Source organism: Commensalibacter sp. M0268, assembly GCF_016101925.1.
Classification (GTDB): Bacteria; Pseudomonadota; Alphaproteobacteria; order Acetobacterales; family Acetobacteraceae; genus Commensalibacter; species Commensalibacter melissae.
In genome coordinates this window covers 109,878-123,708 of record NZ_JACFPQ010000001.1, presented here as the reverse complement: position 1 = coordinate 123,708, position 13,831 = coordinate 109,878, and the positions used below count along the sequence as shown (strand labels likewise).

At 35.5% G+C, this 13,831-nt stretch carries 7 protein-coding genes; 3 read left to right on the top strand and 4 right to left on the bottom strand.

Annotated elements, in window-relative coordinates:
- Positions 1 to 28 precede the first annotated feature (28 nt).
- Positions 29 to 1,465 carry a carbohydrate porin gene (locus H3R28_RS00550; protein ID WP_198197503.1) on the bottom strand — a complete coding sequence of 479 codons (1,437 nt, stop codon included), beginning with the start codon at positions 1,463 to 1,465 and terminating at the stop codon, positions 29 to 31.
- A 370-nt stretch (positions 1,466 to 1,835) separates the two neighbouring features.
- On the opposite strand from H3R28_RS00550, the gene H3R28_RS00545 reads away from it, so the two are divergent.
- Entirely contained in the window at positions 1,836 to 2,741 is a 906-nt protein-coding gene (locus tag H3R28_RS00545) for a rhamnan synthesis F family protein (protein WP_198196000.1), read from the top strand.
- Here H3R28_RS00545 and H3R28_RS00540 read toward each other — a convergent pair.
- Positions 2,704 to 5,388, bottom strand: a complete 2,685-nt coding sequence (locus H3R28_RS00540; RefSeq protein WP_198209396.1) for a glycosyltransferase — start codon at positions 5,386 to 5,388, stop codon at positions 2,704 to 2,706. The genes H3R28_RS00545 and H3R28_RS00540 overlap by 38 nt on opposite strands.
- 102 nt (positions 5,389 to 5,490) lie before the next feature.
- Entirely contained in the window at positions 5,491 to 7,035 is a 1,545-nt protein-coding gene (locus H3R28_RS00535; RefSeq protein ID WP_198209398.1) for a hypothetical protein, read from the bottom strand.
- Positions 7,036 to 7,314: 279 nt separating this feature from the next.
- On the opposite strand from H3R28_RS00535, the gene H3R28_RS00530 reads away from it, so the two are divergent.
- A complete protein-coding gene (locus H3R28_RS00530) occupies positions 7,315 to 10,404 on the top strand; it encodes a glycosyltransferase (RefSeq protein ID WP_198209400.1) in 3,090 nt (1,029 codons plus the stop codon).
- 205 nt (positions 10,405 to 10,609) lie between these two features.
- Positions 10,610 to 11,680 (top strand): TIGR04086 family membrane protein, encoded by a 1,071-nt coding sequence (locus tag H3R28_RS00525; RefSeq protein WP_198209402.1) that lies wholly within the window; start codon positions 10,610 to 10,612, stop codon positions 11,678 to 11,680.
- Between the two features lie 91 nt (positions 11,681 to 11,771).
- On the opposite strand, the gene H3R28_RS00520 is transcribed toward H3R28_RS00525, so the two are convergent.
- Positions 11,772 to 13,805, bottom strand: coding sequence for an NAD(+) synthase (locus H3R28_RS00520; protein WP_198209404.1), 2,034 nt, complete (start codon positions 13,803 to 13,805; stop codon positions 11,772 to 11,774).
- Positions 13,806 to 13,831: the final 26 nt, after the last annotated feature.

Sequence of the window (13,831 nt, the reverse complement as noted above, 5' to 3'; positions counted from 1 at the left end):
CTATCTAATGTAAATTACTGAAAGATATTTAAAAGTCTACACGACTTTTGAATCCGAGAAAGGCTGCATTAGGAATATTTTTTTGTGCATTTGGATGAATCTCGTATTGAAAATCAGGTTGAAACATAACTCCATCATAAATATGAATTAAATAAGTAAGCTCTACCGTTGTTTCTGCTGATTGTATTCCAGATGCTCCTGAAACAATATCCCCGATGGGAAAACCTGACATTATGTTATATCGTTGTGCCTTGCGTGCTTCCCGACTCATAATTTGATGAACAAATAGAACACCTATTCCATCCATAGGCCGTGATTTCCAAAATCCGGTATTGATAATGGCCGCCAGAAATTGATTTTGTCTTTGAAATGTTTTTGGATTACTGTGAACAAAACCAAGATATCCTATCAACCCGTCCAAATCACCCGGTCCATTTCGCTGAATCATCTGATCCAGTAAAACCCATTCCTCATCCCGTCCCCGTTTCCATTTCTGTTCTATTCCATTAGCCGAAGTGATATGCCCCCCGTAAATGGAACGGCCCCAAACAGGATAAGGTGACGTATCATAGGCAAATCCAATTTTATAATGTCCCGTTAATTCATGCTTTCCCCATTTTGGTTGATAGATCATTTCTATAGGAAATTCCCCACCGGCATCTTCACCTGTTCTAACCACAGCGGCCCAGCCTGCCCGATGGCCGGCCCTATTGCTATAAGCCGCCCGACTTACCTGATACATACCTACACGTATAAAATATTGAGGAGTGGCCTGAAACAGAATATTAATTCCCCATTCTGAATCCGGCCATGCTGAAAAACCTGCCGCCTGTCCACTTAAGGGTTTTGGATTACCGCAAATTCCATTATTCATGAAATAACACTGAATGGGGCTGGTTGCAAAGCTTGCCCCGACATCCATCCTTCCAAAGGACATGATCATGCGATCTTCCAAAAGATGTTTATCCAGATACAGATTTACTAGTTTTGCAACAACATTCCCACCAGCACCATATAATTCCTGCACCTGTGTTATATTTTCCCCAAGCCCTGCACTCAGATTGCTTCCATAACGACCAATAACTGTCATATGTCCAACCAGACCATTCGTGATCCAGTTATCCCCAATCAATACTTCCCAATCAATATCTATATTTGCATCCACTGCACCTGTATTGGTTGATTTCTTTTGATGATATCCTGAAATATTTCCTGCAAATTCATTTTGGTTGTCAAAATTGATATTAATGCCCCGGTTATACAACCATGAATGCAATCCCCACCAATTTCCAAGCAAATGTTCCGGTTGGGGCAAATAGGGATTTGTTCTCTCTTTCTGCATTCTTTGGATATCAATACGGTTACTTTCTGCACGACTGACAGCTGTTCTCCATCCACCACTACTACCAGCCGGAATCATGTGCCAATCCGTTAACTCATCATCATATTTTCGATTTTTTTCCAAAGAATCTGTTTGTGAATTTTGAGCATGAACAATTAAATTATTATTTTCTAATTGTATAACAATAACAATTAAAGAAAAACATAATAATTTAAATATTTTTGATAATAAAATATCTTTATTACATATTTCTTTCATGTTTTCCCATAATTTATTTATTTTTTTATTACATTTAACAATAAATAAATATTATTTTTCAATATAAAATACTTGATATGTATTTTAATTTTAAATCAATGTATTTTATTTACAGCTAGTTTAATATTAATTCTTGTTTTTTTCACATTTTATATTTAGAATTTAATAATAAATATTTTAAATTTATGAATTCTAACGATAAATTTTCACTATAAGTCAAATATCATCACTAAATATGTCAAACAGAATATGTCTTTTTGCCTCTTATAATTCAACGGATGAACTTCTTCCCGACACAAAACATTTTTTAAGACAACTCTACTTATGCGGATGGAAAACACATTTAGCCCTTTCCGGGAAAGAAAAAATTTCAGAGGATATACACGATTTTTGCCAAAAACATTCAATAACACCCCATTCTCGTCCTAATCAGGGACTGGATTTTGGAGCATGGCAAGATTTAATAATAAAAAAAGTTACCGATCATGCTGATTATATCCTACTAACTAATGACAGCATTTTTGGCCCCATATATCCCCTGCAGCCTGTTTTTAAAAAAATGTTTACCAAAAACTTGGATATATGGGGGATGGTTGATAGTTTTGAAATGAACTGGCATTTCCAATCATGGTTTCTGTGTTTTAACCATACCACATTTTTTAATCCAGCAATTCAAGACTTGTTTATGCAACCATTCAAACAAATGGACAGACAGGCCATTATCCAGCAAGCTGAATTAAAGCTGGGACGCATTCTGCAATCAATTCCGGAAATTAAATGCAAGGCAGCTTGGTCACCAACAAAAACAAGACTTTTTAGAAATAAAAAAAACGTCAATCCCATGCACCTGGATTGGTATACTATCCTGCATTCTGATAACGTCCCTTTTATTAAAAAAGAACTCATCCGTGATAATCACTTTGGAATTTTCTGGCTAAACTATTACCGTACACTTCTGAAAAACAATCAATTTTTCAAATTAAACTATATTGACACCTATTTAAACAACCATACTAACCGACCGATGATCCCCCATACCGTATGGTGGAAACGGCTGAAATATCTTGCCATAACTTATGATACAAAACTTGCTTGGACATATTTCATAAAACAGGGTGTTTCTTGTTCTCCGCCACTTTAACACTGTTATAGATTTCAAATAATTCATCAGCCTGTTGTTCATAAGTCATAATATGATCCTTATATGGATTAAGATAGGCATCCAAAAAGGATGGTTGTTCCAGAAATCCTTCAATAACCTTTTTTAATTCTTCCGAACCATCATATAATGAAATATAGGTACCATTTATACCGTCCATAACATCCTCTGACTGGCCACCAGGATGGGTACACACAACCCAAACATCTCGTAGCAAAGCTTCCCTGACTGTCAGCCCATAGCTTTCTTTCCATTGGGAAGGAAAAAGCAATATATCTATTTCATTAAAGAAATCATCTTTTGAATTTTCATCATAGGGTGGAATAATGATAACCTTATCCTGCCCCTTCCAGGAATCTATATCAAATGATGAATATCCAAGATTGTTTTTGCTATCTACAATCGTCAATTTCCAGTTTTCATGTTTTAATGATGTAAATACGTCAAAAATGAGATTATAGCCTTTTATTATCTCATTTCCGGCAACGAAACCAAACCTCAAGACAGAACCCGCCATACGCTTTTTACGCAATTTTCTTGGACGGGAAACTCCGTTACGATTTACTATAATTTTATCGGCATCAACATCATTCACTATATAAAGCTGACGATGTGTTTCACTTGGACTTAATAACAACGAGGCTCCTTCAAGTGATTTTTTCATCATTTTCATTCGTTCTCTTAAATAGAAAACCTGGGGTTCACATGCCTGACAAATATTCAGGTCTATTTTTTCCTGAAAACAATATTTATGATTATTTTTAACCATAAATGTACGGTCACAAAGCCACCACGTGTCATGAAGAGTAATAATATAAGGAATATCTTTCAGTTGACATGAAGCAATCAAATGCAGTCCAAGATTTTGAATTGCATGAAAATGTACAATATCTGGTTGAACAGCCTGTAAAACCATTTCAAATGGATCCACAATTTCTGTATTATTGAATTCTTCAGATGGATATGATTGCGGTGAAATCTCTACTGAATAGACCAAGGATCCATTATCACAATAACGCCTTAATCCTTTATGTTGTGAAAAAGGTCGGGAGGTAAAAATTGCTATTTCAGTATTCTCTTTTTTTTGTATCCGACGGGACATTTCCTCTGCAACCATGGTGGCACCACCGTAAGAATATGGTGCATAATAAAGATTAACCACCAAAATCTTTAATTTATCCCTGACTTGTTTATTCGGTATTCCAAAAATAGGTTCAACCTGTTTTTTTAAAATTGTATCGGGAGAATAATCCTTTAAGACATCATAATAAGCCTGTCGTCCTAAACGTTGACGTAACTGGGAGTTCCCAGCCAGTAAACATATTTTTTCCTTCCATTCAGATGTCGAATTAGCAATAAAGCCATTTTCACCATCCCGAATTATTTCTTTGAAATTCTTTCGGGGAGAACAAACAGAGACAATACCTAAAATGGATGCCTCTAAAAATTTAATATTGCTTTTAGCATCATTAAAGGCAATATCTTCCAACGGTGCTATGGCTATATCAGCATGTGCCAATAATTTCATGTATTGATCATAGGACCGAAAAGAAAAATAACAGATCTGGTTTTTGAAATCCTCAAATTGATTTGGTAATTCAAGTTCCCCTATTATCCACAATCTTAATTTTTTTTCATGAATAAGTGCCGAAATAATTCCATCGGCCGCAATCAGAAAATCAGCATTATGAGTTTTAGTCCCGGATCCATAAAGAATAATTATTTCATCTTTTTTCTTAAGATCACCATCTATTTCCAATTTACGTGGATAAAGGTCTGAAGCAATTCGTAAAGTATTTTGATCCAGGGCATTTTCTATAACCTTAACTTCATGAACTCCAACCTGTCGTATATTTTGTGCCAAAGAGGATGTAGAGGCAATTGCATGATCACAAGCCAATAACGCTTTACGGAATAATCCTGATCCAAAAAGTAATAAATCCAACTCCTCTTTGGGTAAATACTTCATAAACCCGCATTGTAAATATAATTTTTTATCAAATATTAAATCATCAACTTCCCACCAGATTTTTAAACCCAATCGTTTAGCCTCAGAAATCTGATCCAAAACATTTTGAAAAGCAGGAACCCTGTAAAAAATCACTTCTTTACAAATTTGTAAGACTGACAAAACCTCGCTTTGATTTCTCCAGTCAACAATTCTGCATTGCCATCCCAGTTTTTCAAAATATTCTTTTTTTTGCTGTACGCGATATTTATAGCATTGTGGTAACGTAACTTCCGCAACAATTAAAATTAGATGTGATTGATTAAACTGTTGGTTTTCAAAAAATTTGTAATGAATAATAAAATTATTTTTTTCATTTATTATAAATTGTCTACAATTAATTTTTTTAAAAATTTTTTCAAGTATATTTACACAACGATCTATTCCAAAATAGACGATCTTTATAAACTTTTTTACAGGAATAATATTTTCCAGCCGATCTATGACTTTCCTATAATATTCTATACGAGCATGTAAATTTGAAATACGATTTTTATAATGCTGTAATTGAGCAATTTGTAAATTCAATATTCTGAAGGTTAAATGATATTCATCAATAAGCCGGTTTTTTTTTTTAATTTCAGCCTTTAGATATTCAATATCATTTTCTTTTTTATACATAAATTACAACTGGCTAGTGAAAATAATGATCATAATAACAGAAAAGCTTACTATTTATAAAATAGCAAGCTTTTCGAAAAGACCAAATATAGATCTAGTCTTTTATTTTTTTACTGGATCATTGATATAAGTAAACTGTGTTCCTTTAAGATCCTTAACTGAAACACCTTGCAGAATCAATTGATGGTTACCAAGATCAAGAACAGCATTTCCTTTATCATCCTGATGTGCATTCTGAAGAATACGATCAACATCACTTCTATTAAATCCGTAGTTGAGGAATTCAACCATATTATTTTTGGATTTGGAGAAGTCGGTAATTAATGTCTTACCACCCTGATCTGTATCTTTAGTAAAGATAAACAAGTTGTTACCTTCACCACCGGTCAATGTATTTGAGCCAACACCACCAACCAGAGTATCATTACCAGCACCACCAACACCAAGTAGTTGCGTTGTAGCACCCTTGGTTGAATCAGAGTAAATCAAGAGATTCGAAGAAGACGTCGAACCATCCAATGTCTGGTTTCCACCACCACCAGCAACAAGTAGAACTGGATTATTTGGATCATTAACATCTTTTGCTGTCAAGTGGAAGTTTAACCCATCCGCACCAAATATTTGAGTTTGTGTAGTTATATTCTGCCCACCAGTTAGGGTAACATTCGTATTGCCTGTACCATTGAAGAACTTGAAACTACCATTGATATTGAATGTATTGTTAACACCATGAATTACGTCAAAATTATCCGTAGAAGCTGTAATCGTGTTATTTTGACCACCCAAAAATTCATTACGGTTATGATTGTTATTATGACCATCATTAGAAGCGGCATTGAATGTAACATTGCCCGCGTTACCACCAATAACAGTACTGCCACCCCCAACAGTGATAACGTTATTGCTACTTACATCATTGATAAGACTATTGTCACCAATATTGATCAATGAATGACCGCCACGAATGGTAATAGAATTAAAACCACCATTAGGCGCGGTGATTGTATCCTGTCCATCCGAAGTAACCTGGTTATTACCTGTTCCCAAGGTTATCTTATTCTTGCCGGCACCCGCATTTATGACATTATTTCCTGAACCGGAGGCAATGGTATCATCTCCGTCACCAGTTGCTATTTGCCATCTACCACCCTCTTGATCGTTACCGATAAAATTGATTGGATGATCCTTGGATCCGCCAGCAAATTGCCCACTTTCCTTGCCCGCCTTATAAGTGACTTGACCATCAATCCCCGCCAATACACGAACGTACTGATTGGCGCTCATTGCTGAATTTACCGTTACGGGTTCATTTAGGAATCTAAAGTTATTTGCATCAAATTTATCATTGGCATCAAGTTTCTGTCCGTCCTTGATTAGCGTTCCAACGGTAATGAAATTAACGCCATCCTTAACGTTATAAACACCTCCGTTCCTGATAACGCCGTCAAATAAAAAATTTGATCGTGATGCTAATGGAGAAATATCATCCCCGTTATAAAAATTAGTAACATCAATATCTCTGTCAGTTTTATAATAATGACTTACAATATCATCTCTGATTTGATTAGCCAGTGCTAAGGCCTGAGAACCATCTACAGTCACAGCTATAGAAGAATCTGAACCACCTGGAACCGTTATAATTGCCATCTCTACTTTACTCTAAAATATCCAAATTATTATAATTTATCAAAATTAATTCTACTTTGTTAAAAAAGTAAAATATTACTTAAAAATTGTCAAATTTATTTTTTACTTGCAACATTGTATGTTGTAACAAAACACTAATGTTAAATCAAACTTAAAAACAAATCGTTTATTCAATTTTATGATAGGATTATGACCTTAAAATCATACTTTGTATACTTCAAATATACAATATTATTATAACATAATTCATATAGTTAATCAATTCCAGGCTTATATATCATGATAAAAAATCAACCTTTACAAGAAAAAGAGACGAGTTCATTAAAAGATCTCTTAAAAAACGATAATGAGAATCTGTTTTTTCATATTCCCTTTCTAAAAAATGAAATTCATCACCATTATTCTGTTCTCGTATGGTTGATAGCAAACCTGAAACCAAAAAAAATTGCAATATTTGATAATGATATTGAAAGAATCATTCATAAGAATATATGCGAAATTATTGATAGTTTTGAACTATCCAGTCAATGTTTCAGTGAAAAACAAAAGAAAGAAAGCCTCTATTCATATCCGAACACCTTGTTACCCATCAAACCTGATATGTCCGATTACGATTGTATTTTCATCAACAGTCTGAACCAATCCCTTAAAAAAGCACCCATTATAAATTCGCTATATGAAAAACTTCCTGAGAATACCACGATTGTTATTGATAATATCTTTAGCGATCATTCAATTGCCAAGGAAAATTCCTCGATCATAACAGCATGGCAGACACAATATCCCCATTTTGATTTTTATCATTATTCTGGACTGACCATTCTCTACACTGGTACAGTGGTTCCTTTTTCATTAAAAAATCTCTTTGACCTCAGTAACTCTCCTGTTCTGGCACAACGATTCCAAAAAAAATGTGCTTTTTTTGACCAATATTGGTCGATGTATAACTCACTGGATAAAAAAAACGAAGCATCAACGTCATCTCTATTTCTGGAATCAAAAATTGAACAAAATTTATTGGGCAGAAAACTTCAATATTCTGAAAAGGAGATTGCAAATCAAACCCAAAAAATCAGGGAAAAAAACAAGATATTAAAAGATTTAACCAATCAGGTTGCCAAAAATGGATGTAATAAAAAATTAATATTTATTAAAAATTTATATCCAAAAAGTATATCTGAAATAATCTATAGACAATTAAAAAGAAAAACTCCTGTATTCGTCAAAAAATATATCAAAAACAAAATAAAAATGAATATAGATGCTGCTAATTTTATAAATGTAATTAAAAGAAAATTTTATAAGGAAAATAACATTATCGGAAATTCCCTTCAAAGTTCTAACTCTTTACATTCAATGGATAGCCTGAATTACTTTGCCAGGCCTGATTACAATTCCTATAATCCCATAAGAAAAATTCTTTTTGTTGCTGGAGAACCCGATACACCGGGTGTAATTTATCGTTGTTATCGCAATGCCAAAGCTTGCATTATGGCCGGCCATGAAGCTAAGGTTTCAAATGCGGCTGATATTAGCGTTAACGATATACAATGGGCTGATATCATCATTTTATGGCGTGTTGAGTTTAGCGGTCACATTGATGGAATTCTGAAACTAAGCAAGGAATATAATAAATTAACCGCCTTTGATGTCGACGATATTGTCTTTAAACCCCATTTTGCCCATATTGAGATCATAGATGGTATACGTAGCATTGGTACAACCGAGGCAAAAACAGCCCATACATTTCATAACATGCGTCAAACCCTCATGCGTTCAGACTTTGCGATTGCAACTACAAAAGAAATGCGTGAACATATGGCGCAGGAACTTATTCCTAGACATGCCGGTCCATTAGTATATACCCTACCCAATATTTTTGATGATGAATGCGTAAAATTATCACGATTTGCCGCCCGTATTGTTCAAGCAACAAAAAATGATGATTACATCCGGATTGGCTATGCAAGCGGCACCCGAACACATCAGCGTGATTTTGCCCTTGTCATACCTGCACTCATTTCAATTTTTCAACAACGTTCCAATGTACGCCTCGTTTTATTCAGGGAACCCGTAAATCACCGTCCCATTTTGCATATGAATGAATTTCCGGAACTGAAAAATTATGAAAATTTCATCGAATGGCGCGATACCGTACCTTTAAAAAAACTTCCCCAAGAGTTGGCAAGATTTGATATCTCAATTGCCCCATTGGAAATTGACAATGTTTTCTGCAATGCAAAAAGTGAACTTAAATATTTTGAAGCTGCATTGGCAAATGTCTGTTCAATCGTTTCACCAACCCAACCCTTGAAACGATGCATTCAACACGGTGTTACTGGATATCTAGCATCTACCGCGAAAGAATGGGAAGAATATTTACTATCGCTTATTGACAATAAAACACTTAGAAAAGAAATGGCGCAAAATGCATATCATGCCGTTTTATGGAATTTCAGTTTGCAACGTCAATCCAAACTTTGCGATACAATGCTTTTAAGTTTGGTTAATGAAAAAGGCGCAGCACAGGCAGCGGAAACTATTATTTCACGCAAAAACTATAACCTTCGCAATTTACCCGTCATTCCACACAGCAACATTCTTTTTGAACATGATAACTTGCGGGAATCTGAGGTAACGGTTGTCATTACTTCCTATAACTATCAGCAATATATACTGGAGGCACTCGAGTCCGTTTTTATTCAGACATTAAAAGATATTGATTTGATTATTGTTGATGATGGTTCGTCTGACGAATCAATAATCCTAATTCTTGAATGGTCAATAAATCACAAGCATCGATTCAATCGATTGCAAATCCATCAATCAGTAAATAATGTCGGTTTGGGAGGCGCACGAAATATTGGTATTGCAGCCAGTGAAACACTGTATTCCATGCAATTGGATGCAGATAACCGTTTAATGCCTGACACATGTGAAAAATTATTGCAGGCCATACAGAATACGAATATTGGTTATGCCTATCCAGAAATACAGCATTTTGGCGCAGGAGAGGCCATTGGAGGGCACGTTCCCTTTAATCCCTTACGCCTCACCGTCGGAAACTATATTGACGCAATGGTTCTTATTGCCAAATGGGCCTGGGCTGCAGCTGGTGGATTTTATGTAAAACGGGATGCAATGGGGTGGGAGGATTTTGATATGTGGTGCTCCCTTGCTGAAATGGGTATCAGCGGAAAACAGGTAACCAATACTATTGCTGAATATAGGGCACATTTTGCATCAATGACCAATGTACTCACCGAACAAAATACCCACAAACCCAAGGTTGTTTCTCATCTTGAAAATAGACATCCTTGGCTTGACCTGGTTTATCCCGAAATTTCACCCTGGAATAAAAAACAATAATTTCTTAAACTCATTTAATATTATTAATAAATAGTTAGTAACTATATTAAATTACTTATAATATTTTAATATAAAATCACTAAAATAAAATATTACATTTTAGTGATTTTAAAACAACAAATAAAAAAAATAAAATTATTGAATAGATAAGATTTTTATTTACGCTAATATTGTTTTTAATAAATAACTATTAAGGAGCGTAATAATGGATTATCAAAATAATAATATAAATAAAAAAAGAATATGCTGGGAAAGTATTATTGCTGGTATTTTTACAGTTATGGCAGTATTTTTTCTTCTTTTTATTTTGGGAAGCAGCCTGGGTGTTTCAATGCTGTCTCCTAAATCCGATGATATTATTAATGGTGCAGGAACAACAGTTTTAATCTGGACTGTGGTTTCAATTATCCTCAGCCTTGCATGTGGCGCTTTTGTGACTGGACGCTTGGCTGGCGTAAATGGCCTCATTCATGGATTTCTTGTTTGGGCCACTTCGCTTATTTTATCCATTATTATTGGATGCATGATTTTAAGTTCCATCCTTACCATGATCGGGGGAACAATCGGAACAGTGACCTCATCTACAGGTTCCCTATTAAGCGGCATTGGTTCTGCATCCCAAAATGGTATTTCAGGAATTTTTGATCTTAGCAAAAACACTCTGAAAAATTTTGATTTCAAATCAAATGCGAATAATCAACAACTTAATCAAAATTTGATAGAGGCTTTGAAAAAAAGCGATATTCCAGCTTTACATCCAGACTATCTATCCTCACAATTTAAGGAAGTTAAAAAAGAAGCCAAAAATGCTATCAAGGAAATTAGCATCAACCCAAATAATTCCGACAAGATTCTTTCTGATTTAATAAGCCACCTCAAAACCCGTACCGAAAACATCTATCAGTCCATTGATCGTAATGATGTAGAAAAGGCAATTGCCAATAATACTAATTTAACCCCTAAAGAGGCAGAACGTTCGGTTGACAATATTATTGCCATGCATAACCAGGCAGTACAAGAAGCAAACAATAAATTGAATGATTTGCAAAACAATCTTCAGGAAGCAAAAGAACAATTAAACACATGGAAAGAACAGGCTAAAGAAAAAGCGGATATGACTGTCAAAGCCATCGCACGTCTTTCATTCTGGTCTTTTATCGCCTTGCTAGTTGGTGCATTGGTTAGTACCGCTTGTGGATTATTGGGGCAAAGAACCGTTTGCAGAAAACTAGAAAATCAAACTGCTGATAATGAGCATCATAATTATAATCACTAAATAACAATATCGCTTATCTTTAAAAAATAACCAAAAAACTAGTATTTCCAAAAATACTAGTTTTTTTACTTTTTAAACCTTTTGAACAAAATCAATCGAAAGGAACATTTTCAAGTTCTCTTAACCATATATTCGCATTTCCATCTGAAGGGGCACGCCAATCTCCCCGTGGAGAAAGACTTCCTCCTGCGAGAATCTTGGGACCATTTGGCATGGCTGATCGTTTGAATTGGCTAAAAGCAAAAAACCGTTTAATGAATATTTCCAACCAATGCCTAATTTCACATAAATTATAATCGGTTTTTTTTGTATCAGGATAACCTGCAGGCCAGCTCCCCTTGCATGAATTTGACCATATATGATAGGCCAAAAAAGCAATTTTTGAAGGTTTTAGACCATATCTTAGAAAATAATATAAATTAAAATCTTGCAATGCGTATGGTCCAATTATTGATTCAGTACTTTGAATGGATTTTGCATCTTTTGCAGGAATGAGTTCTGGCGAGATTTCAGTATTCAAGATTTCCTGCAAAACCCTGCCAGTTTCCTCTGAAAAAAATCTGGATTGAACAACCCATCGTATCAAATGTTGAATTAATGTTTTGGGTAACCCAGCATTGACATGATAATGGGACATTTGATCCCCTACGCCATAAGTACACCATCCCAGAGCCAGTTCTGATAGATCCCCGGTCCCAACAACAATACCATTATGCAGATTGGCCAGACGAAACAGATAATCTGTTCTTAATCCCGCCTGGACATTTTCAAAGGTGATATCGTATACAGGCTTATTTTCTGCATAAGGATGTCCTATATCTTTTAACATTTGTCTGGCTGTATCAGAAATATCCAAGCATTCCCAATGAATACCAAGGCTTTTCATCAATGTTTCGGCATTATTTTTCGTCTCTTTGCCTGTTCCGAATGCCGGCATTGTATACCCATAAATAGACTGTCGATCCATTTCGAGATCGTCAGCAGCCTGTACAGCAACCAGCAAAGCCTGTGTCGAATCAAGTCCTCCAGAAACACCAATGATCATTCGCTGGGCTTTGCTGGCTTGAATACGTTGTTTCAATGCTGAAACCTGAATCATGTAGGCTTCATAACAGTCCTGTTCCAACCGATGGACTTCCGAAGGGACAAAGGGAAAACGTTCCAAGGGACGTTGAAGCCCTATGGTGTCATTTGAAGGTTGCAATTTGAATGCAATCAAACGATAAGGTGGGTGTTTTGCATAGTACTGATGAAATGTTCCGCGTTGCAACCGTTCCTGACGTATCAAATCAAGATCAATATCTGCATATAGAAAATTATCGCCTTTTGGAAAACGTTCTGTTTGCGCCAGAAGTTCACCATTTTCAAAAATTGACAATTGTCCGTCCCAGGCAAGATCCGTTGTAGATTCACCATTTCCTGCAGCAGTATATAGATAAGCGCAAATTCCACGTGAAGATTGCGTTTGACACAACAAAGAACGCTGATCCGCTTTACCTACAGTTATGTTACTTGCCGAAAGATTAGCAATCACGGTGGCACCAGCCATACAGGCATAACTACTTGGAGGAATTGGTACCCACAAATCTTCGCAAATCTCCGTCCCTATAAGCAAATCGGGATAATCCTCTGCTTTAAAAAGCAGATCAACACCAAAAGGAACGTTCTGTTTGTTAAAAACTATGGACTCATTGACAATCAATTGCCCATCAGCAAATTGTCTGGCCTCATAAAATTCCCGGTAACCAGGTAAATAGGATTTGGGAACAACTCCCAGAATCTTACCTTTATGAATAACAACCGCACAATTATACAAAGCACCCTTAAAAACAACAGGAGCTCCAAATATGAGAACAGGCATAAGGGATTGGCTTGCATCACATATCAGTTCAATAGTTTCCTTAACAGCACTTGACAGGCTGTCCTGTAACCTGAGATCCTCAATTGAATATCCTGTCAGAGACAATTCAGGAAAAACACAAAGTGCAACGCATTCCTGATGGGCCTTTAAAGCCAGTTGAATTATTTTCTCGCTGTTCGAATAAGGATCTGCCAAACAGACTGTAAAATTGCATAATCCCACCCGGGCAAGGTTATGTTCATACAACGAGTAAAAATTTTTCAAGAAGAATCTCACATACTAAATATAAT